This is a genomic window from Streptomyces sp. MK37H (assembly GCF_018035285.1).
GTDB lineage: Bacteria > Actinomycetota > Actinomycetes > Streptomycetales > Streptomycetaceae > Streptomyces > Streptomyces endocoffeicus.
On sequence record NZ_JAAAYH010000085.1, the window covers coordinates 1 to 25623 of the forward strand.

The 25623-nt window shown below is 66.6% G+C and carries 16 protein-coding genes, 1 tRNA gene and 2 pseudogenes; 5 read left to right on the forward strand and 14 right to left on the reverse strand.

Annotation, left to right across the window (positions count from 1 at the left end):
• Positions 1-778: 778 nt before the first annotated feature.
• Both GWI24_RS14860 and gltX read left to right on the forward strand, forming a co-directional pair.
• Positions 779-3757, forward strand: a complete 2979-nt coding sequence (locus GWI24_RS14860) for a restriction endonuclease (RefSeq protein WP_210946420.1) — start codon at positions 779-781, stop codon at positions 3755-3757.
• A gap of 200 nt (positions 3758-3957) precedes the next feature.
• The gene (gltX, locus tag GWI24_RS14865) at positions 3958-5370 is read left to right on the forward strand and encodes a glutamate--tRNA ligase (RefSeq protein WP_210946421.1); all 1413 of its coding nucleotides are present in this window, start codon (positions 3958-3960) and stop codon (positions 5368-5370) included.
• A gap of 7 nt (positions 5371-5377) precedes the next feature.
• On the opposite strand, the gene GWI24_RS14870 is transcribed toward gltX, so the two are convergent.
• The 9 genes from GWI24_RS14870 to GWI24_RS14910 all read right to left on the reverse strand — a co-directional run bounded on the left by GWI24_RS14870 (position 5378) and on the right by GWI24_RS14910 (position 14543).
• On the reverse strand, positions 5378-6367 hold the full coding sequence (locus tag GWI24_RS14870) for a glycosyltransferase (protein ID WP_210946422.1): 990 nt from the start codon (positions 6365-6367) through the stop codon (positions 5378-5380).
• Complete coding sequence (locus GWI24_RS14875; protein WP_308343643.1) at positions 6364-7002, reverse strand: HD domain-containing protein; 639 nt, start codon at positions 7000-7002, stop codon at positions 6364-6366. Before GWI24_RS14875 ends, GWI24_RS14870 begins: the two co-directional genes overlap by 4 nt.
• On the reverse strand, positions 6999-8729 hold the full coding sequence (locus GWI24_RS14880; RefSeq protein ID WP_210946423.1) for a carbamoyltransferase C-terminal domain-containing protein: 1731 nt from the start codon (positions 8727-8729) through the stop codon (positions 6999-7001). Before GWI24_RS14880 ends, GWI24_RS14875 begins: the two co-directional genes overlap by 4 nt.
• Positions 8730-8745: 16 nt before the next feature.
• Positions 8746-9555, reverse strand: a complete 810-nt coding sequence (locus tag GWI24_RS14885; protein ID WP_210946424.1) for a radical SAM protein — start codon at positions 9553-9555, stop codon at positions 8746-8748.
• 30 nt (positions 9556-9585) lie between these two features.
• A complete protein-coding gene (locus GWI24_RS14890) occupies positions 9586-10713 on the reverse strand; it encodes a hypothetical protein (RefSeq protein WP_308343644.1) in 1128 nt (375 codons plus the stop codon).
• Positions 10710-11825 (reverse strand): radical SAM protein, encoded by a 1116-nt coding sequence (locus GWI24_RS14895; RefSeq protein ID WP_210946425.1) that lies wholly within the window; start codon positions 11823-11825, stop codon positions 10710-10712. The genes GWI24_RS14890 and GWI24_RS14895 overlap by 4 nt, the downstream gene beginning before the upstream one ends.
• A gap of 5 nt (positions 11826-11830) precedes the next feature.
• On the reverse strand, positions 11831-12829 hold the full coding sequence (locus tag GWI24_RS14900; RefSeq protein WP_210946426.1) for a D-2-hydroxyacid dehydrogenase: 999 nt from the start codon (positions 12827-12829) through the stop codon (positions 11831-11833).
• A complete protein-coding gene (locus tag GWI24_RS46190) occupies positions 12826-13905 on the reverse strand; it encodes a glycosyltransferase (RefSeq protein ID WP_308343645.1) in 1080 nt (359 codons plus the stop codon). Before GWI24_RS46190 ends, GWI24_RS14900 begins: the two co-directional genes overlap by 4 nt.
• Before the next feature lie 86 nt (positions 13906-13991).
• Positions 13992-14543 (reverse strand): ATP-binding protein, encoded by a 552-nt coding sequence (locus tag GWI24_RS14910; RefSeq protein WP_247616362.1) that lies wholly within the window; start codon positions 14541-14543, stop codon positions 13992-13994.
• 208 nt (positions 14544-14751) lie between these two features.
• Here GWI24_RS14910 and GWI24_RS14915 point away from each other — a divergent pair, with 208 nt between their 5' ends.
• From GWI24_RS14915 to GWI24_RS46825, 3 genes and pseudogenes are all read left to right on the forward strand, one after another.
• Complete coding sequence (locus tag GWI24_RS14915) at positions 14752-16197, forward strand: carph-isopro domain-containing protein (protein WP_210946434.1); 1446 nt, start codon at positions 14752-14754, stop codon at positions 16195-16197.
• 10 nt (positions 16198-16207) lie between these two features.
• On the forward strand, positions 16208-17164 hold the full coding sequence (locus GWI24_RS14920; RefSeq protein ID WP_210946427.1) for an FAD-dependent oxidoreductase: 957 nt from the start codon (positions 16208-16210) through the stop codon (positions 17162-17164).
• Positions 17165-18051: 887 nt separating this feature from the next.
• Positions 18052-19119, forward strand: a pseudogene (locus GWI24_RS46825) (recombinase family protein); the annotation flags it as partial.
• A 644-nt stretch (positions 19120-19763) separates the two neighbouring features.
• On the opposite strand, the gene GWI24_RS14935 reads toward GWI24_RS46825, so the two are convergent.
• The 5 genes and pseudogenes from GWI24_RS14935 to GWI24_RS14960 form a co-directional block, all read right to left on the reverse strand.
• Positions 19764-19836: transfer RNA gene (locus tag GWI24_RS14935), tRNA-Arg, on the reverse strand.
• A 151-nt stretch (positions 19837-19987) separates the two neighbouring features.
• Positions 19988-21775, reverse strand: a complete 1788-nt coding sequence (locus GWI24_RS14940) for an IucA/IucC family siderophore biosynthesis protein (protein WP_210946428.1) — start codon at positions 21773-21775, stop codon at positions 19988-19990.
• A gap of 365 nt (positions 21776-22140) precedes the next feature.
• Positions 22141-22695 (reverse strand): annotated as a pseudogene (locus tag GWI24_RS14950) (GNAT family N-acetyltransferase); the annotation flags it as partial.
• Entirely contained in the window at positions 22692-24029 is a 1338-nt protein-coding gene (locus GWI24_RS14955) for a SidA/IucD/PvdA family monooxygenase (RefSeq protein WP_210946429.1), read from the reverse strand. The gene GWI24_RS14955 and the pseudogene GWI24_RS14950, both read right to left, overlap by 4 nt.
• Positions 24026-25612: an aspartate aminotransferase family protein gene (locus GWI24_RS14960; protein WP_308343647.1), complete on the reverse strand. Its 1587-nt coding sequence runs from the start codon at positions 25610-25612 to the stop codon at positions 24026-24028. Before GWI24_RS14960 ends, GWI24_RS14955 begins: the two co-directional genes overlap by 4 nt.
• Positions 25613-25623: the final 11 nt, after the last annotated feature.

The following is a 25623-nucleotide window of genomic DNA, read 5'->3' on the forward strand; positions in this document are numbered from 1 at the left end:
CTGGCGTGGTCCCTCCGGGTCTGAGTGCATTCGTGGTCGCCGTCGATCCGGCCTGGTGGTACGTCCGTATGCGCTCGTCAAGCCCGTCGCGTGGCCCCTCGGCCGAACAGCTGACTCGCTTTGCCGCCCTTCGAGATTCCTGGCCAGCGGAGTCGAGCTGAACGGTGGCTGGTTGCAGACGCGTCTACCACAGGGAGCCATGCCAGGAGTTCTGAGTGGGCGACGCAGCGCGCCATCGTGAAGTCGGACTGTCATTCTCGTCGCATGCTCAGTCGCTTACGCACCTGGCGTGCGGACCGACGCAGACGGATGCGCGGCAAGGAAAGGAGATGAACAAGCTGCGCACTGCACTCGACGGGTTGGGGATCACGTGGCCGATCCCAGGTAGTCTGCGCCTGTCCGTGCGCGTCCATGCTGTTCGCTGCTTGCGGTACGCACCCGGGGATGTCCTCGGGTTGGTGCTGGTCTGGATGCGGTCAGGGATTCCTGCCGGCGTCCTGGGTCCGCTTGTATATCGTCTACTCACTACCCCTCCGTCGGATCAGTGACCGCAGGTGGCGATGAGACGGATGGTGGCGGCCGGGTGCGTTGTTCGAGATTGAATCACTGAGTCCCGGGTCTGTGAGGACCCAACGTCGGCTGAGGGCAGAGGTGCGATGCCAAGACGGCGGCGGTAAATCGGCTTGATCCGGCCCGCTGTGCACTGGCTCCGAGCCGCGCTGTCTCGACCTTCGGCGGAAGGCATCGACGCAGTGGCGGGTGATGCCAGAATCTAGTCATGACCAACGGCGGGGTCCTGGGCGATACAGGGGAGGACGACGGACTCCATCTCGAGCGCGGCGAGGAGAGGGGGCAGACGTGGGAGGATATCGGCCCTGATCACAGGCTCATGGGTCCGCCGCCAGATCTTCCTCCGCCCCTTCCGGTCACGGCACCGTTAATCCTCAATGTAGATCAGTTGTCTTGGGAGAGCCTTGAACACCTGATCGTGGCGCTGGCGCGCGAGGTTGAAGGTGCGGTCCGCGCTAGGCTGTACGGCAGAAGGGGACAGAAGCAGCATGGTGTCGATGTCGTCGGTTACTTCGCCGATGACAGCTTAACGGTGTATCAGGCTAAGCGGTGGGAGCGCTTCACAGCCGATGATCTTTCGGGCGCCGTTCGCGTGTACGCTAGCGGACTTCGCCCCTTCGATGCTGATCGCTTCGTGGTGGTCACAACCGCCTACACAGGTGACACCGCAGTGGAGAATCGTCTCCACCAACTGCGTGGAGATTACTACCCGCTAAACATCGACCTATGGGGTCGTCAACAGCTCTCGGACTTGCTCTTCCGGCATCGCGACTTGGTGACTCGCTTTTTCGGGCATGGTACGGCGGAGGTCTTCTGCGTCGGCGAGTCGGATTGCGGCGCTAGTAACAGTGGTGACGGAATAGGTTCGCCCATTCACATGTTCACTGATCCATTCGCCTTGGAAGTGCATCGAGCTATCGATGTCGATAATGCGGGTGATCGGCTACCCGTGTTGCCCCTCTACGTCAGTCGAGAGCATGACGTTCGGCTGCGTAAGATCATCGCTGGTGTGGTGGCTGGTCAGAGTGCCTTGGCTGTACTCGTTGGTGACTCGTCTACTGGAAAGACCCGTGCATGCTGGGAGGCCATCCAGGCGTTGCCCTCTGGCTGGAATCTCTGGTACCCGATCGCTCCCAGCCCGGCGGAAGCACTCGTTGACGGCATCGGATCCGTCGGGCCACGAACCGTGCTCTGGTTGGATGAGATCACGCAGTACCTCGCAACGCCTGGCCTGGGGGAGCGAGCGGCGGCTGTGCTGAGGGACCTGCTCAGCGACCCTACCCGCGGGCCGGTACTGATGCTGGGAACAGCATGGCCCAGGGATTGGGGCGTGCTCGCCGTGCCACCCGAATCAGGGGCACTCGATCGGCACAGAGAGGCTCGGGCGCTTCTGACCGGGCATAGCGTGTCCGTGCCCAGGATCTTTGACGAACTCGCCCTTCTAGAGGCGAGAAGGGTTTCCTGTGCAGATAGGCGGTTGGCCGAGGCACTGGAACGAGCCCGTGACGGACGGGTCGTTCAGCATCTGTCGGCTGCCTTTGCCCTGATGGAGCGCTATTCGACAGCCTCAGTAGCCGCTCAGGCTGTGGTTCATGCCGCGATGGATGCCCGGCGCATCGGGTGCAGCAGAGAGCTGTCCCGGACCCTGCTGGAATCGGCAGCCGTCGGTTATCTCGCGGATGACGATTGGGCTGACCTGAGTGAGGACTGGTTCGACGAAGCACTTGCCTTCCTTGCACGTCCATGTCGGGGTGCATCCAGTCCCCTCGGCTTGGTGCGCCCTCGTCCCGGTTACGCTGCCCGAAGCGAATCACATTATCGGCTGGCTGATTACCTGGACCAGCATGGGCGGTCATGTCGAGCAATCGTGCCTGCGCCGGAATCCCTATGGAGCGCGCTTCCTGCTCATGCGGAGCGGAACGACCTTGGGCAGCTCGCCTGGGAGGCTCGTAATCGTGGTCTCTTCCGTCACGCATTTCAGCTGCATCTCAGTGCTGTGGGTGCAGGAAGCGAGGACACCTTGTGGCTCGCTGGCGATCTGATGGAGAGATCCGAGCGATTTGAAGAAGCGCTGTACTGGTACCGCCGCGCAGTCGAAGTCGGGGACGGGGACGCCTACGCCAACGCGGTCGAGCTCTTTGAGATTCTCGGCCGGAAGGACGAAGTAATCACGTGGTTGAGAGAGCTGGCAGAGGCGGGTGACGTCGATGCTCTTTCCTGGGCTGTAGAGTTCATAGTTGACGCCGAAGGTGCGGATCAGGCACTTGATTGGCTGGGCCGATTTATCGAGCTCGGCCAAAACGCTGCCCTCTGTGAAGCTGCGGAGATACTCAGACAGAACGCGCGCCACGCAGAGGCGCTCGATTTCTACCAGAGGGCGGCAGCAGCGGGCGAGAAACTGGCAATTCGGCCAGCCGTCAACATGCTGCTGGAGGCCAATGGCGCGGAGACAGTTCTTGCCTGGCTTGATGATCTGGAAGATCTAGGAATAACAGACCTCCGAGTCAAGGCTGCCATACTCAATAAGGCTGAACGTACGGCTGAATCCCTAGCCTGCTACAAGCAGGCTGCCGCCGCTGGTGACGATAGCGTCTTCGGAGTTGGGTCCGAACTTGCGGTGCGTTGCGGCGGAGTCGATCAGGCCGTCGCCTGGCTGGAGCCATTCGCAACGAAGGGGCGACCTTTTGCGGCTATAGCGCTTGTCGGAGCCCTTCTAGCAGCAGGCCGTGCCGAGGATGCACTGCACTGGTGTCGGGAACCTGGTCGACGCGTAGACCTCTTTGTTCTCCAAACGCTCACCGATCTCCTCACGGAATCAGGGCGAGCGGATGAGGCGCTCACATGGTTGATCTCGTTGGCTGAGCAGGGAAATGTCTTTGCTCTCTGGCGTATGGCAGGGCTTTCCGTGGAGATTGGCCTGACCTGCGAGGCGTTGAACCGAGCAAAGGACTTCGTCAGGAAGGGGCACACATCGGCGCTCCATCTTACTGCGTTTCTCACTGCGCAGGCAGGACGAGGTGAAGAAGCAATCTCTTGGTACCGCAAGGCAATCTTGGCCGGAGAATCGTTTGGCATTGCCGAGATGGTGGATCTGCTTGAGGAAATGGGGCGCGATGATGAAGCTGAGCGTATGCGCAGGTACGGGCTGGAACCGAGTGGGCAGATTGCGAGTGGCTTTGCTGGATAGGCCGGCGCGATAGCGAAACTTCACCTTAGGCCTGACGTGTCATCCGTGCTGTGGCTTCTTGGTCAGCCGCTCCAATGGCCGCGTCAACCAGTGCAGCAGGTTGGGTCCGCCGTCAGGGTGGGAGGATCTGGTGAGCGTGTCCGGGCGGTACTGGCATGGTTGGTCATTGAGGGGGCAGCTGTCTCGGTAGGCTTTGTGGTATGTCTGATGCCTCAGTTCGCGTTCGTTTCGCCCCGTCTCCTACCGGTATGTTCCATGTAGGGGGTGCCCGGTCCGCGCTCTACAACTGGGCGGTGGCGCGACAGTCCGGTGGGCGCTTCGTGCTGCGGATCGAGGACACGGACGCGGCGCGGAATCAGGCCGAGTGGGTTCAGGGGATCATCAGCGCGCTGGCGGCGATTGGGATCAACGAGTCGGATCCGGCGTTCGAGGGGCCGTACTTCCAGTCGCAGAACGCTGACCGGCATCGTGAGGCCGCTGAGCAACTGTACGCGGCGGGGAAGGCGTACTACTGCGACTGCTCGCGGGAGCAGCTGAAGGAGCGGACGGGGTCCGAGCACCTGGGGTACGACGGGTTCTGCCGGGACCGGGGGCTGGCGTACGAGGTGGGGCGGGCGTTGCGGTTCCGGACGCCGGATGAGGGGGAGACCGTGGTGGTCGACCTGGTCCGGGGGAAGCCGGCGTTTCCGAACAGTGCGATCGAGGACTTCGTGATCGCTCGTGGGGACGGCTCGCCGGTGTTCCTGATCGCCAATGTGGTTGATGACTTGGATGAGGGGATCACGCAGGTCATCCGGGGCGAGGAGCACCTGTCGAACACGCCGAAGCAGCAGCTGCTGTGGGAGGCACTGGGGGCCAAGGCTCCGGTCTGGGCGCATCTGCCGGTGATCGTGAACGAGAAGCGGCAGAAGCTGTCCAAGCGCCGTGACAAGGTGGCGCTGGAAGATTACCTGGCCGAGGGCTATCTGCCCGAGGCGATGACGAACTACCTGATGTTGTTGGGCTGGGGTCCTGGCGAGGACCGCGAGATCCGGCCGTACGAGGAGCTGGAGCGACTGTTCCGCATCGAGGATGTGGGCGCCTCTCCGGCGTTCTTCGATGTGAAGAAGCTCTCCGCGTTCAACGGTGAGTACATCCGCGGGCTTGCCCCGGAGGTTTTCGTCGCCGCGTGTGCCCCGTGGCTCAAGGCTCCGTACGCGCCGTGGGCGGAGGAGGCGTACGACCAGGCGGTGTTCGAGGCGATGGCGCCGTTGGCGCAGACTCGGCTCTCGGTGCTGTCGGAGATCACCAAGTACGTCGACTTCCTGTTCCTGGACGAGCCGGTGGACGACGAAGCGTCGTGGAACAAGGCGATGAAGCCGGGGGCCGCGGAGCTGCTGCGGGATGCTCGGGCCGAGCTGGCTGCTGCGGCCTGGGAGGCTGAGCCGTTGAAGGCCACGCTGGAGGCTGTGGCCACCCGGCACGGACTGAAGCTGGGCAAGGCCCAGGCTCCGGTCCGTGTCGCGGTGATGGGGCGCACGCTGGGGCTGCCGCTGTTCGAGTCGCTGGAGGTGCTCGGCCGGGAGCGAGTGCTGGCCCGGCTGGACGCGGTTCAGGAGCGCTTGACCGCGTAGGAGTAGATCAGGCTGCGGCCTGGCGCAGCACGCGGTTCCAGGCGTCGGCGAAGTAGTTCTGGTCGAAGCGGGCGAGGGCTTCGTAGGAGGCTTTCGTCTCCGCTTCAGGTGCGGCGGCCCGCTCGTAGATCTGCTCACGAAGGCGGCCGAAGTCGGGTGCCGGCTGTTCGGTGAGATGGGCCAGGTCGCCGAGGCCGGCGATCGGACGGACCAGGCTCGGCAGACCCAGGAGCAGCGCTTCGGCCGCGCAGCGGCTCCACCCCTCCTGCATCTGCGGAGCGAATACGCCGACATCACACGCTCTGAGCAGCCGGAGGTAGGGAGCGCGAGGCAGATCGTAGTGGGCGGTGGCGGCGCCGATGGTGTTACTGCCGGTGGTGATCACTTGGAGCCTGGGGTCGTTTTGGAGGGCCGCGGTGACGGTTTCGGTGCCCTTCCAATGCACGGCCTTTCCGGCGTAGACAGCGATGGTGTCGGGAGCGAGGCCGAATTCGGTACGGCAGGTATGGCGGTCGAGGGCGCGGGCGTTGTCGATCTCTGGCAGGTCAAATGCGTTGTAGATGACCTGGACGCCGGACACGCCGCGGTCGCGCAGGAACTCTGCCCAGTACGGAGAGACGCAGACTACTGCGGCGCATTGAGGGAGGACCGCGAACAGTCTTTGCCACAGCATCGCTTCGACCGGTGCCGAGTCGTGCTGGAGCGGTTCGTAGTGGTGGAAGACGAAGATGGAGCGTGCGCGCATCTGCGGGGTGAAGAGCAGGAGGCTGAGGTCGTCCCAGAGGAACAGGCCGGGGTTGTGACTCAGGGCGCGGATGGTGGGCGCGAGGCGCGCGAGGTGTCGGAGCTTGCGCCAGCGGCGTATGGGATAGGTGCGCTTGTAATCGGGGACGGTGCGCCACTCCACGTAGTCGGCCGTAACGTCGTGGAGCATACGCAGGTAAGCACGGCCGCCCGTTCGACCGACCGGGTTCAGGGAGTGGGCGACTATCTTCATGTGCCGGCCTTGCCAGCGCGGTGTTGGTAGCGCTCGTATTCCGCCTGTAGCAGTGAGCAGGCCGCGTTCAGCTGGGCGCTGATGGGACGGGCGGATTCGGCGAGCGGCAGGTAGAACTCAATCAGCGCGGTGATGAAGCGCTCGCGACGGTCGGCGTTGGGGGAGTTTCGAAGGTCGCGGAGGTTGTGGATTCGGTCGGCGAGGCGTACGAGCAGGGGCTCGGGAGCGAGCCTGGATGTCTTCGCCCGCCAGGCTGCTTTATCGCCCAGCTGCTTGGTGCGCTGCTCAAGGCGGTGATCCGGGGTCATGGCCTGGAGGATGGTGACGAAGTCTGCGCCCAGACGCGTCGTCAGCAGTGGGGCAGCCGATGGGGAGACCTCCAGAGCGTCGTGGAGTAGGCCGAGGAGGAGAGTGTTCGGCGCGGTGACCGCGAGCTCTGCCCGGAGGATGCTGACCACGGCGAGCGGGTGGTCGATGTAGGGGGTGCCTTGGTCGCGGGCATGGTCGGCGTAGGCGGTGAGTGCCAGGGCAGCGGCCTCTTTGGCCCGGGAACGGTCCGCTTCGGGCCACGTCGAAGCGTCGAGGACGTGGAGGACGGCAGTGGTTTCAGCGGGGTACATGGGGTCGGGGGTCACCTCTCGGTTATGGCTATCCGCCGGGCGTCGCCGGGGAAGGGGACGCGGTCGGCGAGCAGAAGCGTGTCGTTGACGGCGAGGGCGTCCAGACCGAGTTCCGCTGTGGCCTGGACTGCTTGTTCGGCGGTCCGAAGGATCGGAGTGCCCTTGCGGTTGAGCGAGGTGTTCAGCAGGAGGGGGAGGCCGGTGCGGCGGTGGAACTCCTCCAGCAGGGGGCGGAGGCCGCTGTGGTCGTTGGCGACGGTTTGCAGGCGAGCGGTGCCATCACGGTGGACGACCGCGGCGATGCGATCGGCGCGGCAGTGACGGACCTGGGCGACGCGGTTCATGAACGGATCGCCCGGAGTCATGAACCAGTCGGACACGTGCTCGGTGAGGATGGCGGGCGCGAAGGGCCGGTACGAGGCTCGTTGCTTGATCGCGTTGAGACGGTCGCGGGTGTCCCAGCGGTCGGGATGAGCGAGGATCGAGCGGTGGCCGAGGGCGCGAGGGCCGAATTCCAGTGGTCCCTGAGCCCATCCGACGATGTGGTGGTCGGCGAGCAGGGCCGCCACGACGGGCACGAGCTGATCGCCGAGTCTGGGCAGGGCCCGGTACCCGGCGGGTGGGGTGAAGGCCGAGCTGGGATCGGGTTCTGGGCCCCAGGCAGCGTCGGTCGGGACCGGGAGGCGGGGCTGGCCGAGCTGGTAGTGCCAGGCGTAGAGCGCTGCGCCGAGGGCCGTGCCGGCGTCGTGCGGCGCGGGGGCGACGAAGAGGTTGTCAAAGCCCGCGTCGGTTGCGAGGTGGCCATTGAGGTGGGAGTTCAAAGCGCAGCCGCCAGAGAAGACCAGCGTGTTGGCGTTGGTGAGTTGTTGCAGATGACAGGCGACATGAGTGACTGTTTGGGCGAAGGCTTCCTGGACGGCGGCGGCCAGGTCGGCGCGGTCGGTCAGAGAGGCTGCCTCTGCGCTGTCGGGAGTCCAGGCACGTCGCCCGAGGATCAGCGGAGTTTCGGTGTCTGCGGAACCCCAAGGGTGAGCGATACGGACGTCAGCGTCCGCGCCGAGGTGGATCAGAGCGCGTAACGCATCGCGATAGCGGTTGGGGTCGCCAAGGGCGGCGAGGGCCATCATGCTGCCTTCGGGCTCGTCGCCGGGCGGGATCAGGCGTAGTGCGAGATTGCGGTAGAAGTGGCCAAGGGATGAGTGGACACGGCGGGGTCCCGTAGCGTCCGGGACGACGATCGGCATGGCTTGGTGGATCCGGTCGATCCGCTCCGGGCGCAGGTCGTAGCCGGTGATGCGTTCCCGGCCAGGTCCGAAGTCAGTCCCGAGCGAGGACCCTCCGGCGTCGATGACTAGTCCTGCTGCATGGTCGATGCCGGAGAGCAGATACCCGGCCATGACGTGAGCGGTGTGGTGGGAGATCAGGCGCAGGCGTTCGCCGAGTGGGAAGGGCAGCAGGGCCGCGAGCTCGTCGCGTTCCTCGGCCAGCCACCATCCAGCAGCGGGGGTAGGGCGCATGGAGGGGGCCCACACGGCGTCGATGTCCTCCGGGCCGATGCCTGCGGCGTCCAGACACCAGGCGAGGGCATGGGTGGGTGCCGTGAGAGTCGCTTTGCGATTGTGCGGCTGGCGGTGATGCTTGATGCCGCTCCAGCGTTCTTCCTCGGCGGCGTACAGGTGGCCGTCGACGATGAGGGCGGCGGAGGTGTCATGGTGGAAGTTCAGGCCGAGGACGGCGGGCATGGTCTGGTGCCTCCGGTCAAGTCGCGGTGAGGGGCACGGGCAGCGGGGCCGGGATGACGGGAGCGCCGGAGTCGGTGTACTCGTGGCACTTGCCGCAGAAGCGGTAGTGGTGTCGGCGCGGTGCGAAGACCTTGGCCGCGAAGTCGTCGTCCCAGACACTGAACTCGCTGTCGTCCTTGGCCATGGCGTTGAAGCAGCGGTAGCAGGACCCGTCGACTTCGATCATCAGGTGTTGGTCGAGGTAGCGGGCACACAGACCACCGAGAGCGTTGGTCGGCTGCCCGACGTCGATGTGGTGGACGTGGTTGGTGACGTGGATCGCCCCGTGCGCACTGCACAGTTCGGCGAGCCCTGTGAGGCGGTCCGGGCTGATGCCTTCGAGGACGCTGTTGATCACCACGGTCTTGCCGGCAGCGCGGAGGGCCGGGACGACGGTATGGACCTCTTCATAGTTGCCGTGCTCGTCATCACAACCGATCAGAACCTGGTCGTAGGAAGCCAGCGTGGCGTCCATCAGGGGCTTGTTGCGCGCCAGGGTGATGGCGTTGGTGCCGAGCACCATGACCTTGTCCGGGAGGCGCATGCGGGCGAGGCTGCTGAGGGTGGGGAAGTCGCGGTGGACGGTCGGCTCGCCGCCGTTGATGTGCAGCTGCCGGAAGGGGATGCTCTGCAGGCGGTCCAGAATGGTGGAGAACGTCTCCGGCGGCATGTTCTCGCCTTGCGCGCCGTTGGCGAATATGCAGAAGTCGCAGGAGCGGTTGCACTTTGTCGTGATCTTGATTTTGGCGGTCTTCAGGACCTGTTCGCGGACAGCTCCGGTCGGCATGGGATCGGCTCCTTGAGATACGAGGGCCACTTATGTGCTGTGCAGGGTGAGGAAGTCCTTGACCAGGGCGCGTTCGCGGTCCCAGTCGGTGAGGGCGTCGCGCAAGACGGCGGGAGTAGTGGGGCTGGTGGGCAGCAGGCGGACCATGCGGGCGGCCAGGCGCTGTTCGGGAGTGATCTCTTCGGCGGCAATCGAGCGCAGAATCTCGGCGGCAGCCCGAAGCTCTTTGGCCTCGCGGGCGATGAGGTAGCCAGTCGCGACGTCGGGAGGCGGGTCCAGGTAGTAGAGCCACCTGGCGACGCGGACGCGGAGCATGGCGGCCGTCATCGTCCAGGCCACGGTCCGTGAGTCCTCAGCATCAGCGAGTTCCTCGCTTGCCCCGGGGGTGGGAACCTGGCGCATGGCGGCGTTCACCGCGCGGTCGGCGGCTCGCAGCATGTCCCGTATGGCCGGTGCTCGGCCCGCCGCCCCGGCCTGGTCGACGTGCACGTAGTGGAGGAACCTCTCCGCGTATCGCTCCAGACCGGACGGGCGCCACTGCCGGAGAGCGGCGGACTTCCCGGGACAGCGGGTACGGGTGGCCAGTGCTGCCGCGGCGAACCAGCAGGGCGCGAGGTAGTGCCAGGCGATGCAATGTCGGCGGTAACCAGGCAAGTCCGCCGTGACGTTGTCGGTGCTGTCGGCAGACAGCTGGTAGCGCCCGTCGAGCCGTGCGTCCAGGATCGCGCGGTAGAAGCGCTCGTCCGTGCGGCTCCACGGGGCCATCTGAGCGTGGGACTTCCAGCGCTGGAGGGTCGGAGCGTGACCGTGGATCAACGTCCAGGTCGCCAGCTCCGGCGGGGAAACGCGGCGTCGGTGGACCTCGGAGAGGGTGAAGGCGAAGCCGGGTGGATGTTCCAGCAACCGTCGGTTGCTGGGTGAGCGGTTGACGGCCGCGCTGTGGGCGGCAGCGAGACGGTGGTTCCACTCCAGCCAGTCGGCAGGAGGGTCGTCCAGCAGGACCCTTATGTCGAGGTCGGAGTGCGGTGCGAGCAAGTCGGATCGCTGCCACTTGTGGGTGAGCATCGCCGTCTGGATGCCGTGATGGGTCAGGTCACGCGTGTACAGGGCGCCGAGGTCGTCGTACAGCGGCATCGATGCCGTAGGTGCGGCCGTCACCGTTCCTCCCGAGGCCGCGGTGGACGGGCGGCGCAGGAGGTGGACGTATTGGCGTCGATCAGGGGCAACACGGGAAGGACGGGGGCGCCCTCGGGGCGCTCCATGCGATCCCAGCGCAGGTCGTAGTGGACGTAGTGAAAGCCCTGCCACGCCTCGTTGCTGTTGCGTTCCAGCATGGCGCGGAATAGGTGGCCGAAGGTGTCGGAGAGGGTGCCGTCGGCGAGGTGGGGCTTCAAGGGGATGTCACGGTTGTGCAGGATGCACGGGCGGGCCAGGCCGGAAGGCGTGATCTTGATGCGGTTGGCATCAGAACACGTCGCACAGCTGGAGTTGGAGATGAAGCCGATGGATCCGGCCCAGCCCATGGGCTGGAGGTACCGTCCCGGGCTGCGGACGCCGAGGTCGCCCCGGGAGACTTCTCCGGCATCGGCGAACCATTTGGCGAGGTGCCCGCGGGCCTCGGCCTCGGAGACGAATTCTGTGTCGAATAGCGCCTGAGCGGGGCCGATGTTCTGGAGCTCGATGAGCCGGACCGCGATGGGCAGGGACTTGGCGAGTTCGGCGACTTCGAAGGCGTCGTTCAGGTAGGTGCGCTGGAGTACACAGTTGATTTTCACCTTCAGGCCGAGTGCAAGGGCCTTGTCGATGGTGGTTCGGGCCTGACGGGGATCTCCCCCGCCCATGATCGTGGCCGAGTGGCCGGGATCGAGACTGTGCAGGCTGACATTCAGATAGGTCAGACCGGCCTGCTGAAACCGATCGATGCTGAGCCCCTTGCGGAGGTTGCCGTGGCTGGTCATGCCGATCGAGGCATCTGGGCCGAGGCCGTCAACGAGGGCGCCGATGACGTCCAGGATGTCGGCGCGTAGGGTCGGCTCGCCGCCGGAGCAGTGGGCCTTCTTGACCTGCCAGGCACCGGCCTCCCGGGCGATGGCGGCGTAATCGGCGACGTTGAGCGGCCGGTCCTTGTGGCCGTAGTCCGGCATACAGCGTGGCTTGCAGAAGACGCAGTCCAGGTTGCACAGCGAGTTGAGAGTGAAGGCGAGGTAGGGGTGGTTGCGGCCGGTGGCAGCGAAGGCTGCGAGCAGGTCGCGGTGGCCGACGGTGAGCATCGGGTTCAGCCTCCTTTGGCGGATGTGGGCGTGGTCGGTGCCGTGACCACCCCGTTCAGCGGTGCTTCGGCGAGGTAGCGGCGAAGGTTGTCGGCGAAGAAGGCCACCGCGTCGTCCATGTAGGTGCGCGAGAAGGTGGCGCTCTTCGGACTGAGTACGACACGTGGATGCCACCTCAGCGGATGGCCCATCGGCAGCGGGCGGGGGTCGGTCACGTCCAATGCGGCGCCCCGGAGCCGTCCGGTGTCCAGAGCCTCAATCAGCGCGGTCTGGTCGACGGTGGAGGCCCGGCCGAGGTTGACGAAGAGCGACCCGGGCTTGAAGCCGGCGAAGACTTCGCGGTCGAAGAAGCGACGGGTGGCGTCGGTGGCAGGCAGGAGGTCGACGACCACGTCCGCGCAGCCGACCGCTTGCAGAATGTCGTCCGTACACATCCACGTGATGCCGTCGGGGTCGGTGACGGGCGGCTTGCGGCGTACGCCGATCACCTGCATGCCGAAGGTCCTGGCAAGGTGGCTGAGACGTGTGCCGATGCTGCCGCACCCGACGATGGCCATAGTGGCGCCGGCCAGGTCGAAGAACTCCTCGGCGAGATCGTCCTTCCACCACTGTTGGGTCCGCTGGAGGCGGCTGCTGGCGAACAGGCCACGGGAGAAGCCGAGAATCAGGCCCATGGCATGCTCGGCCATCGGACGACCGTGAAACCCATAAGAGCGGGTCACGGTGACGCCCGCCACCTGTGCCCCAGCTATGGGGAGGTGGTCGGTACCTGCTGCCGGGGAGGCAATCCACGCCAGGCTTGATGACAGGCGGAACCACTCGGGTTGAAAGCACCAGCCGAAGTACACCTGCGCGTGTGGCAAATACTCGGTGATCGTGTCGTCCGTAGCGATACGGAAGTGGACGGAGGGGAACGCCGCGCGCAGGTTTTTCATGTGCTCGTCGGACAGGCGCCAGAAAGCATGCGGAGATTCCAGGCACACGAGTACCACAAGGTTGTTCACCGGGCCTCCGCCATGGACCAAGGCGCGCACCGGGCAAGCGCGGCGTGGATGGTGGTGACGTAGTCGTGCCGACTGGCCACGAGCGCGCCCCCCGCACTGGCGAGCTGTTCTCGCTCGCGCGGTGTCACGGTCAGTGCCCGTTGAATCGCGGTCGCCAACGACTCGGGGTCGCCCGGGCGGGCAGTGAAACCGGTGACGCCGTCGAGGACGGTCTGTGCCAAGCCTCCGGCGCGTGTGGCGACCACCGGTCCGGCCTGCGCGGCGAAGGCTTCCAGCGGGATCCGGCCGAACGGCTCCACACGGGAAGGAACGATCACCGCACGCAGCGCCGGGTTGCGCAGCCAGCCGCGTACGGCGGGACTGAAAGAGGTGATCAGTGTCGCGTTCAGCCGATACTCACGAATAAGCCCGTCCAGGAGAGCCAGGTAGTGGTCCCGATTCGGTGTGGTGCTAGCCGCGACCAGGACCAGATGCGGGAGCCGGACAGGCCGCTGCCGTAGCAACGCCAGGGCGTGCAGCAGGCCCTCGAAACCCTTCTCCGGTACCGCACGGCCCATCGCCAGAAGGAATCCGGCCCGAGCCCGAGTGGGTAGCGGGAGCTCCGGCTCGGCATCGTCGTCGTGTGGCACCAGTCCGTTGGGCAGGTCGAGCAGTAGATGCGTCAGGACTGCGGTGGAGCGAGGAACAAGCAGTAGATCCACACTCTCGGGTACGTATGGGCCAAGTCCCAGGAAGGGAACGTCAAGGCCGATCAGGAGGCAACGACCGGAACGGGCGGCGACGCGGGCTGCTTCCGCACCAACACGACCGCAGAGTGTCTCGCGCTCGCGTACGGAGTCCACGAACGTCTCGTCCTGGCCGACCGGAATGACTTCTGCCTCAGCCGACCGCAGCAATGGCCATAGATGGGCGGCCCACTGCTCGTCATAACCAGGTTGGTCGGCTGAGACATAGGTCGGCAGCACCACGAGCCGACCGGGTGGAAGCAGCCTTGTGAGTGCCAGGAGGAAAGCACGATTGCTGAAGCCCGTACCGGAGGTGGCACCGTAAAAGCCTTCGTGCAGGGCGACGACCACGCGTGGAGGCATGAACGTCTCAGAGGTTGTGGACCGAGTGTTCATCCGCACTTCATCAACTTGGCGGGAGCTTTCTGTGGTCACTGTCAGGCCCTTCCACTGATCGCAGTTGCGTGGGCTTGGCCGCTGTCGTAATTCGTGCGCAGAAGACACCAGGCCCGTGAGGCGTTGGCGCCGAGGTCCAGGGACCAGGCCGCAGCGAGGGCCTCGACGAGGAACAGGCCACGACCGTGCTCCGCGTAGTTCGCGGGCAAAGGGGCGTGAGAGCGATGCTCCGGTGGGCGGGCCTGGCCACGTCCGCCATCGGTGACGGTGATCTCCACGTCGAGTCCGCCCTGCGGAGGGGCCACCCAGTCGACGGTGAGCACGACAGGCGGGCTGCCTGACTGCAACGCATTGGTGGCCAGCTCCGAGCAGATCAGCCGAGCTTCATCGATCAGTTCACGCGGTTCGCATCCGACCAGCGCGGCAGCCACCGCTATGCGAGCGGCGTCGGCCGCCAGCGGGCTGAACGGCAGATCCATGACCAGACAGCCCGCGGGCTGCCAGGTGCTTGAGCGGCGCTCAATCGTCGGACATTGCCCATCGGCGAATGCCTGGCACGACCGGGCTCCGGAGATGCGGGTGCTGATGTCCAAGACCCCGGCCCCCTTCTCGATCAGTCTTGATGAATGAGTGGTGAGGTGATGTCTCCTGCGGATTCCAGGACAGCCGACAGGGGAGGGGCGGCAGGAGCTGATCGAGCGGTCAACTCGGTCAACTTGGTGGGAGGCCCGATTGCGAATCGTGGTCGGGGCATCACCATGGGAGGGCTCAGACGTGGAATCCGTGGGGAACCGTGAGGTGATGGGCGTGCGCTCGGGAAAGCCGAACACAGTGCTTGCCGCGTGCCTTGACGAGCTGGGCTGGAGTCCGAAGGTGCTCGCCCGCAAACTCAACCGGGTATTCGGCGTCGGCACAGTGGCCGAGTCGGCCCCGTACCACTGGCGAGACACTGGCGCTCTGCCCCGCTCGCCCCTGCCCGCCATGGCGGCTTACGTGCTATCCCAGGAACTGGGCCGGACCGTATCGGTGGCCGAGCTCTGGCAGGGCCGGGCTGGTGACTCCCCGATGCTTGTCCCGGCCGATACGGATCTCGTGCGCCCCTGGACCGTTCAGGGCCTCGGACAGATCGTGGAGGACTGGGTGCTGGGAGGACTTGTCGACCGGCGGCGCTTCCTGGCGATCTCGGGTTCTGGGCTGACAGCCGTCGTGGCGCAGTACCTCGACGGAACGGCCGGACGCGGGACGTACACACCACGTATCCCGACAGGGTCGGGAGCGGACCCGCTCGTGGACCAGGTGGAGCAGAACCTGCCCCTGCTCCAGTTACTCGACGACGAACACGGTGGTGCCCGCCATCTGCCCTACGTCGGAGCGCAGTTCCGAGCTGTCGGCTTGCTCATCCACGAAGGCGGCCACCCCACAGACGCCGCCACCCGCCTGGTCCGGGCGCTCGCCGAGATCGGTCAGCTCGCCGGGTGGATGGCCTTTGACGCCGCTGACCACGGCATGGCCCAGCGATACTTCGTCACCGCCTTACGCGCCGCCCACCAGGTCAACGACCTGCCATTGTGTGCGCATATCCTCGCTGACCTGTCCTTCCAGGCAGCCAGTCGAGGTCACCCCGCGGACGCCATCGTCCTCGGTGAAGCCGCCCGCCGGGCTGGCGACGCGGCCCCCATCGCCGTGCGGGCCTCGGTCCTGTCTCGTTTGGCCTACGCCTACGCGACCGCCGGCCGTACCACCGACTTCGCCCGCACACGTGGGGCGGCCCGGGAACTGATCGAGCGGCGCGGCACCGGAGAGGAGCCGCGGTGGATGTATTTCCTCACCGACAACCACCTCGACTGCCAGGCCGGATACGCCCTCATTCAACTGGGCTGCGGGCAACAGCGCGACGGCGGCAGCAAACTTGGCAGGGGCCATATCGCACGGGGCACTGCACTGCTGGAATCCGGTGCGCATAACGCGAGCCGCAGCGATTCGGGGCATCAACGCCGTGCTCTGTTCGAAGGTGCCTGGCTCGCCCTCGGACACACCGCGCGGGGAGAGCTTGAGCTGGCCTGCGAGGTCGGTCAGACCGCTGCCGGACGGCTGGAGACGGTCCAGTCCCCGCGCAGCACTGCCTTGCTGCGCCAGCTTGCCGTTGCTCTCCGGCGTCGCCAGCGCAACTCCTACGTCAGCGGTTTTCTGCCCAGCCTCGAACAGGCTCTCGCTCAGCATGGCGCCGCTCAGCGGCCTCCCCGTTAGAGTCGGGGCCATGAGCGGAAGCGAGCGCGTCGTCGTCGTTGGGGCCGGTGTATCGGGTCTCACCACCGCCGTCGTCCTGGCTGAGGCTGGGGTGCGGGTGCATGTAATCGCCGATGAGCTGCCGGGCCTGACGTCGCTGGCCGCCGGGGCGATGTGGGGGCCGTATCTCGTCGAGCCGAAGGACAAGGTCGATCAGTGGAGTCAGCACTCCCTGGAGGTCTTCCGAGCCCTGGCCGGTGAGTCGGCCCCAGGGGTCCGGCTCACCAGCGGCATCGAGGCTTCCCGTACTGCGGAGAGCCCTCCGGACTGGGCCACGACGCTGCCTGGCTTCCGCCCGGCCGAGCCTGCTGAGCTTCCGGCCGGGTTCTCTTCCGGTTACCGGTTTACCGTCCCTCTGATCGACATGCCGGTTTACCTCGATTGCTTGCAGCGCCGCTTGAGGGAAGCAGGCGGGACGATTGAGCAGCGTCGGCTGTCTTCCTTCGCCGATGCCGGGCCAGCTTCAGCGATGGTGAACTGCACAGGACTGGGTGCAGGCGTTGTGATTCCTGATCCGGATGTGCGGCCGATCCGCGGACAGCATGTCATTGTCGCTAACCCAGGTCTGACGGAGTTCTTCTCGGAAGATACCGGCCTGTCTCCTGATCTGCTGTGCATCTACCCGCACGGCAATACCGTTGTGCTTGGCGGCACCGCCATCGATGGTGACGGCACCTTGGACGCGGACGAGAAGGCGGCGGCTGGCATTCTTTCTCGGTGCGCGGAGGTCGAGCCGCGGCTCGCCAACGCTGAGGTACTGGGGCACCGTGTCGGTGCCCGACCGACTCGTGACCCTGTGAGGGTAGAGGTGGACCGGCTCCCGGACGGAACGCCGCTGGTGCACAACTATGGTCATGGCGGGGCCGGCGTCACCTTGTCTTGGGGATGTGCCGTCGAGGTGCGGCGGCTGCTCGTCGTGGAAGGCTGAGCGCTCCTCTTACTCGTGGCCCATGAGTAATTGAGGGTCGCCATTACGTAAAGTGATCGCCCACGGGGCTTCCAATTCCCCTACCAACCTGCCTACCAATCCCTCCCCCTGCTAGAACGGTAGCCCCGCCGCGTCGACTTGGCGTTGGTGAGCGTAGCTGCGACACCTTCCTGAGGTACCCGCGACTCTTATTCTCAGAGATTACTGAATCGCACCAGACCGCCCCTAAGGTAACTGAACGGGATCGCGATGTGGCCAGTCTCTGTTAGCTAACCGCAACCATCAGTGGTGACCAAATCAGGCCCGCGTAAAGGTCTTTTGGGATGAGAGGGAGAACTACGCGTCGGTTGCACAGGATGGAGATGCGCTGTGGATGGTGCGGATCGCAGCTCAGTAGACGGCAGCGGGGAGCCGCGTGGCGAAGACGCGCATTGCCAGGATCATCAACGCTTCGCCCAGAGGCATCCCGAGTGGCTTCGGTCGGAGTACTCTGAAACGGACGTGGGCGGCTGTGGGCGTGCCGGAACGGCCCACGTGAGGTACGTCGGCGGTGCTGAGGGTGCACGCTTGCGCGGCGAGCTGGCCGTTGTGATCAGTGATTTACTCGTCTGGGCCGTCACCGCTCGGCAGACCGCTGAGCTTCCTTCCGACTCGTACGAGGACGGACAAGCAGCATGACAAGCCCCCGGGATCCCTTCGACGAAAACCCGCCCGCTCCTGCGTTGGCCAGACGTCTGCCATCTGCTCAGCCTTCTGGGCCGTCAGGGCTGTCGGACCTTGCGGTGTCCCCGTTCGCGATGCCTACAGCTCTGCTAAGGGGAGAAGTCAGGGTCGCTTGGGTCGGCCGGACGTCCACCGAGGAGCGTCAGGATCCGCGGCTGTCGCTGATGCGCCAATTGGAGCGTTGCAAGGAGGCGTTGCCGGAAGCCTGGGCCATCAACAGCCACTTCTATGACGTCGAGTCCGGGCGCTTGGAGCTGGATGCCCGAGGTCGTAAGACGGGCTACGAGCGATTCGATATCCCTATCGCCCGAGACGGCGGTATCGCTGATCTGCTGGCCGAAGCCTCGCACGGCAATCGCCGGTTCGATGTGGTGATCTGCGAGAGCACCTCGCGGGTGGCACGGCGTATGTTCGAGAACCTCTCGGTCGAGCGTGAGCTGGAGCGGGCAGGGGTGCCGCTTTTTGCGTGGAACGAGCCGATCAAGCTCGATGGGGGACGGGCTCAGCAGATCCTGCAGCGGCGGATCAATCAGTCGGTGGCCGAGTACGAGGTGTACAACGCCCTGGAGACCTCGTGGGGCGGGCTGTGCACCCACGTACGCGAGGGCTGGAACATCGGCAAGCCGCCGTACGGGTACGCCGCCAAGCGTTACCGGCATCCCAACCCCATGAAGGCCGAGCGGGGCGCGACGAAGACGCGGCTGGAGCCGGACGGAGCCAGGGCGCGGACCGTTACTAAAATCGCCCATTGGCGTTACTACGAAAACCTTGGCTATTCGACAATTGTCGACAGGCTCAACGCCGATCCAGACCTCTACCCGGTTCCGGAACCGCCCGGTGGGCGGGCCCGAGCGCGTGGGGCGTGGGGCAAGTCGGCCGTGTGCGACATCCTGCGCAACCCGAAGTACACCGGCTACCAGGTCTTCAATCGCAGGGCCACACGGTCCAAGCACGGAAAGATCAATGATCCCGTCCTGTGGGTGTGGTCGCAGCAGCCTGTTCACGAGCCGCTCATCCCGAAGTGGATGTTCGACGAGCTCACCACCCGTCGGCAGGCCAAGCGCGGCTCCCGGGACGGCAATGAGCCAAACACTCATCCGCAGACCCGGCGTACCTACGTCCTGCGCGGGATGATCCAGTGTGCTTGCGGGCGTCGTATGTCCGGCAATCGGCGCCACCGGACCATGTACTACGTGTGCTGGCCCCGGGCGAACAACCGCGGTCGGCCCGAGACCTACCCTGGGCACCCCAAAACCAGGTACGTCGGTGAGAACGCCGTTCTCGAAGTCGTGACCGCTTTCTACGCCGACCGCGTCTTCGGGCCGCACCGGCGAGAGCTGCTCGCGGCCGATCTCGCGACGGTGGACGACCGCGAGGCGCGGCAGCGAGAGGCTGAGCGAGAGCAGCGGCAGCGCGCTCTCGCTGATCTCGCCAAGCGCCAGGAGAACGTCCTTCGTCAGGCCCAAGAGTGTGAGCCCGGTGATCCGTTCGCGGCAGGTCTTCGGCAGACGTACAACGACCTTGACGCTCGGCGGAAGGACACCCTCGCTGAGCTCGCCGATCTGGACGCCGCCGACGCTGCGGAGCCCGGCCGGGTGACGACGGACGCCCCTGAGCTCCTGGACGCCCTGCCTTACCTGGCCCTCAACCTCGCTCAGGCGCCACAGGAACTGCTCAGGCGGCTCTTCGCCACCACCCAGCTCAGTGTGCGGCTGCATGCACACAGTGATGACGTCACCCTGACCGTCACCCTCCCCGCCGACTACCTGCCCGAGATCGCCGACGCCGCAGAGAGGATCAACGACACTATGCCCGCCCACACGCAGAAGCCCGTGACCCGGAATCGGGCCACGGGCACACGTGTGGATGCTGTCTGTGCCCCCGGCAGGATTCGAACCTGCGACACCCGCTTTAGGAGAGCGGTGCTCTATCCCCTGAGCTACGGAGGCCCGGCGTCAGGGCGGCATGGTGGTGCCGCCGCGTCGCACCGCCACAGTGTAGCGGGTCGTGCACTTGGATCGTTTCGGGTGCTCCGGGCCGCCGAAGGCCCGGGCCGGGATGCCCGGCCCGGAGCCCTGGCCCGAAGGGCCACCGGCCGCTTCAGCCCCCCGCCCCGAACCCCGCGATCGGGTTCCTCAGCGTGCCGATCAGCTGAAGCGCCCCGGCCGGGTCCTGGAGGTCGACCATTTCTCGGTTGTTGCGGAGCTGGAGGCGGTTGAGGCAGGAGAGGGCGAAGTCCTCGGCGAACATGTCGTACTGGGCGAATTTGTCCGCGAGGTGGGGGGCCGAGTGCTGGTAGGCCAGGACGCAGTCGGCGACCGTCTGCCAGAAGGTGTCTTCCTCCAGGAGGCCCTCGCTGACGAGGATGCCGTTGAGGAAGCGGAGGAAGCAGTCGAAGACGTCCGTGAAGATCGAGAGGAGCTTCTTGTCCTCGGGGACGTCGACGCGGATGCGTTCCACGGCCGGGGGGAGGACCGCGGTGGGGTCCATGACGGCGATCTCCTCGGCGATGTCCTTGAAGATCACGCGCTGGACGGCGCCGTCCTCGATCACCAGGATGACGTTCTCGCCGTGCGGCATGAAGACCAGGTCGTAGGCGTAGAAGCTGTGCAGCACCGGGGTGAGGTAGGCGTCCAGGTAGCGGCGCAGCCACGTGGCGGGGGTGAGGCCGGATTCCTCGATGAGGGCGCTGACGAAGGAGGCGCCTTCGGGGTCGGTGTGGAGGAGGGAGGCCATCGTGGCCAGGCGCTGGCCGGGTTCCAGGGACGGGACGGGGCTCTCGCGCCACAGGGCCGCCAGCATCTTGCGGTACGGCGAGCCCTTCGCCGTGGCCGTCTCGTACTGGCGGTGGTGGTAGCCGATGGCTGCTCGTTCTCGGATGATGGAGAAGCCCTTCGACTGGAAGGTCTCGTCCGAGGCGATCAGGGACGCCAGCCAGTCGTTGATGGCCGGCGTCGCCTCCATGTACGCCGCCGACAGGCCCCGCATGAAGCCCATGTTGAGGACCGACAGCGCCGTTTTCACATAGTGCTTGGACGGGTCGCTGGTGTTGAAGAACGTCCGGATCGACTGCTGGGCCAGGTACTCGTCGTCGCCGGGGCCCAGGCACACCAGGTGCTGCCGGGCGACCTCGGCGGCGAAGCTGACCGACAGCTTGTTCCACCACTGCCAGGGGTGCACCGGCAGCAGGTGGTAGCCGGCCGGGTCCAGGCCGAGGTCGGTGAGGGTCTGCGCGAAGCGGGCCCGGGTTTCCTCGCTCAGTTCGGAGTGGATCAGGGTGTCGTAGTCCAGGTCCGCGGAGGACGTGAAGGTGGAGCGGTCGCGGCGGGCGGCGAGCCAGATCAGGTGGACGGGGCTCGCGGTCTCGGGGGCGTACGAGAGGTATTCGTGGATGCCGAAGCCGAGGCGGCCGTTGTTGGCGACGAAGCAGGGGTGGCCCTCGGTCATCCCCGTCTCGATCTCCTGGAAGCCGGATTTGGCCAGCTGGGCGGCGGCCACCGGCTCACCGGCCAGTTTGAAGGCCGTGCCGGAGAGGGTGGAGCTGATCTCCTCGAGGTAGACGGGGAGGATGTCCTCGCTCAGGCCGAGCCGCCCGCGCAGTTCGATGAAGAAGTCCAGTGCGTCCAGGGGGAGTTCGGCGCCGGTCCGGTCGTGGCGGGTGATGCTGTCCGCCTCGACCAGCCAGTGGTCCAGGGAGAGGAGACGGGCGGCGAAGCGGTAGGTCACCGCCCCGTCGTCGCTGGTCACGGCGTAGCGGCCGTCGGGGCCGAGCTCGGGGGCGAGCAGGCGCTCGTGGGTGAACTCGGCGAGGGCCTTGCGGATGAGGAGGCGGCCTGCCCGGTCCCACAGGTCGGGGGTGAGGTGGGCGACGGCGTCGCGGGGGCTCATCGGGTCACTCCTTGGGCGTCGCGGTCGGTCCGGGCGGTCCGTTCGTTCCCGTTGGTCTGTTCGTTCCGGTCGGTCGGTTCAGCCCTGGCGTTCCGGTCGGTCGGTTCAGCCCGGGCGGTCCGGTCGGTCGGTTCAGCCCGGGCGGTCCGGTTGGTCGGTTCAGCCCGGGCGGTCCGGTCAGTCCGGTCGGTCCGTGCGGTGCGGTCGGTCCGGTCGGTCCGTGCGGTCCGGTCAGTCCGGTCGGTCCGTGCGGTGCGGTCGGTCCGGTCAGCCCGTTCGGTCCGGGTGGCGCGGTCGGTCCGGGTGGCGCGGTCGGTCCGGTCGGTCCGTTCGGTCCGTGCGGCATCGGCGGCGAGGGCGGTGCGCGCGGCCTCGAACCGCTCGCGGGCGCAGATGCTGAGGTAGGCGTCCTTCTCGGGTTTGGCGATCCGCTCGACGATCTCGAAGCCGACGGCCGCGTTGAGCGCGTGTACCGCGTCGTTGCGCACATCGGGCTCGACGACCACGCGCCGGACGGCCGGATCGGAGAAGCAGAACTCCATGACGGCGGTGATCACGGCGAGGGTGAAGCCATGCACCGGGGCGTCGGTCGGCGCGCACAGGAAGTGCATGCCGACGTCGCCGGGCCGGGACGGGTAGAGACCGGCGAGTTCCACCCGCGCCGGGTCGTAGCGCTCGGCCAGGAACGCCGGACGCCCCTCGTGCAGGCCGATGAACGCGTCATGGTGCGGATGCTCGTGGATCTTGCGGTATTCGGCGGCGACCTCCGCCTCGTCCGCCTCCTGCATCATCCAGAACGACGCCTTGGGGTGGGTCACCCAGCCGTGCAGCAGCGCGGCGTCGGCCGCCGGGTCCAGGTCGCGCAGGGCGAAGGTGCCCAGGCGCGCGTCGGTGTGCTCGAAAATCAGTGAGGGTGTCATGACACGGCTCCTTCCGGTGCGCCGAACTCCTGGAAGGCGATGGACTTCTCCACCGGATAGTGCTCCCGCCCCAGCAGCTCACGGATGATCCACGAGTTGCGGTACGGGCCCATGCCCAGGTCCGGGGAGGTCAGGCTGTGGGCGTGGGTGGCGCCGTTCTGGAGGAAGATGCCGCGCCCGGTGGTGTCGATGCTGTAGTTGCGGGCGACGTCGAAGCGGCCGTGGCGGTCCCAGCGGATGCGGTCGCGCACCGGGTCCAGGAAGGCGGGCACCTGGTAGCGGTAGCCGGTGGCCAGGACGAGCCCCTGGGTGGTGAGCGAGAAGTCCCGCTCCTGCTCGGTATGGCGCAGCCCCAGGGTGTACGTGGCGGACTGCTCGTCGTACGCCGCGTCGGTGAGCGCGGTGTTGGTCAGCAGCCGCGTGGGCACCGGGCCGCTCACGCTCTTCTGGTACAGGAGGTCGAAGATGCCGTTGATGAGGTCGGCGTCGATCCCCTTGAAGAGGCCCTTCTGCTCACCCTCCAGCCGGTAGCGGGTGTCCTCGGGGAGTGCGTGGAAGTAGTCCACGTACTCGGGCGAGGTCATCTCCAGGGTGAGTTTGGTGTACTCCAGCGGGAAGAAGCGCGGGGAGCGGGTCACCCAGTTCAGCCGGTAGCCGTGAGTGTCGATGTCGGCGAGCAGGTCCTGGTAGATCTCGGCCGCGCTCTGGCCGCTGCCGACGACGGTGATGGACTCCTTGGACTGCAGCGCCCGCTTGTTCTCCAGGTAGTCCGCGTTGTGCAGCAGATCGCCGCCCAGACCCCGGCAGACCTCGGGCAGGTACGGCGGGGTGCCGGTGCCCAGCACCAGATGGCGGGCGCGGTGCGTGGTGGTCTCGCCGCTTGCGGGACGCAGGGCGCGCACCGTGTAGAGGCCGTCTGCCTCGTCGTACTCGACGCTCGTCACCTGGTGGCCGAAGCGGATGGACGGGAGCTTCGCGGCGGCCCAGCGGCAGTAGTCGTTGTACTCGGCGCGCAGCGGATAGAAGATCTCGCGGATGTAGAAGGAGTACAGCCGCCCCGATTCCTTGAGGTAGCTGAGGAAGGAGTACGGGGAGGTGGGGTCGGCCAGGGTCACCAGGTCGGCCATGAACGGGGTCTGGAGGGTGACGCCGTCCAGCAGCATGCCCGGATGCCAGTCGAAGTCGGGCTTGCTCTCCAGGAACAGTCCGTCGAGTTCGTCGATCGGCTCGGTGAGGCAGGCAAGGCCCAGGTTGTAGGGGCCGAGCCCGACCGCGATGAAGTCGTAGGTGTGCGGGGTGGGCACGAGGGTCTCCGGCGGGGTGAAGGGGCTCAACTGGCGCGCGAGTGGCGGGGGCCGCTGAGCTCGGGCTCGATGTGGAGGGCCAGGTACTGACCGGCGTGTTCGGCCAGCAGGTCGAGGACATACGCGATGTCGCTCAGCGAGGTCTCCGGGTTGAGCAGGGTGAACTTGAGGTGGTGACGGCCGTCGACGACCGTTCCGGCGACGACCGCCGCACCGGAGGCGGCCAGCGCGTCCCGGGCGTGCAGATTGGCGCGGTCGACGAGGTCGGGGTCGCAGGGCCCGTCGGACGGCGGTACGTAGCGGAAGACCAGCGTGGACAGCTGGGGCTCGGTGACCACCTCGTAGCGCGGATCGGTGTCCAGCAGGGCCCATGCCTCGGCGGCCCGCTCCACCACCTCGTCGAAGAGCGCCCCGACGGCGTCCGCGCCCATGATCCGCAGCGTCAGCCACAGTTTGAGCGCGTCGAAGCGGCGGGTGGTCTGGATGGACTTGTCCACCTGGTTGGGGATCAGCTTCCGGGCGCTGTGCTCGGGGTTGAGGTAGTCCGCGTGGTACGTGGCGTGGCTGAGCGTGGCGCGGTCGCGGACCAGGACGGCGCTGGAGCTGACCGGCTGGAAGAAGGACTTGTGGTAGTCCACGGTCACCGAGTCGGCGCGCTCGATGCCGTCCAGGAGGTGGCGGCGGGTCGGGGAGGCCAGCAGTCCGCAGCCGTACGCGGCGTCCACGTGCAGCCAGCTGCCGTGCCGGGCGCACAGCTCGGCGATCTCGGGCAGCGGGTCGATGGAGCCGAAGTCGGTGGTGCCCGCGGTGGCCACGACGGCCATGACGATCAGGCCCTCGCGGCGGCAGCGGTCCAGCTCATGGGCGAGGGAGACGGTCCGCATCCGGCGGTCCTGGTCGCAGGGGACCGGGATGACGGCCTCGTAGCCGAGCCCCAGGATGGCGGCGGCCTTCTGGATGGAGAAGTGGCTGACCTGGGAGGTGAGGATGCGCAGCCGGGGCAGGATCGCGGATTTCGCGATCGTCCCGCCGGCGGCGGTGGCCTCCTTCTCGACCAGGGTGCACGCCTCGTCGCGGGCGAGCAGCATCGCCTGGAGATTGGACTGGGTGCCGCCGCTGGTGAAGATGCCGTCCGCGGCCTCGCCGAGGCCGATGCGCTCGGCGGTCCAGTCGATCAGCCGGCGCTCGATCAGGGTGCCGCCGGCGCTCTGGTCCCAGGTGTCGAGGGAGGAGTTGACGGCGGAGAGGACGGCCTCGCCCAGCAGTGCGGGGATCACCACGGGGCAGTTGAGGTGGGCCAGGTAGCGCGGGTGGTGGAAGTAGACGGCGTCCTTGAGGTAGACGCTCTCCAGCTCCTTGAGCGCGGCGTCCGGATCGCCGAGCGGGCGCTCCAGGTCGATTCCGGAGATCTCGGGGGCGAGCTCGGCGGGGGTGATGCCGGTGAAGGGGCGCTCGGCGCGGGCGACGGTGGCGGCCACCAGGCCGACGCCGTCGGTCACGGAGCGCCGATAGCGTTCCGCCGTGCGGCCGTTGAAGAGGTGGGCCCTGCCATCCGCCGCCCCGGGTATCGGCTCCGGCGACGGGTCCTCAGCGGTCTGCGCGAGGAAACTCACGGTCTGTCCCT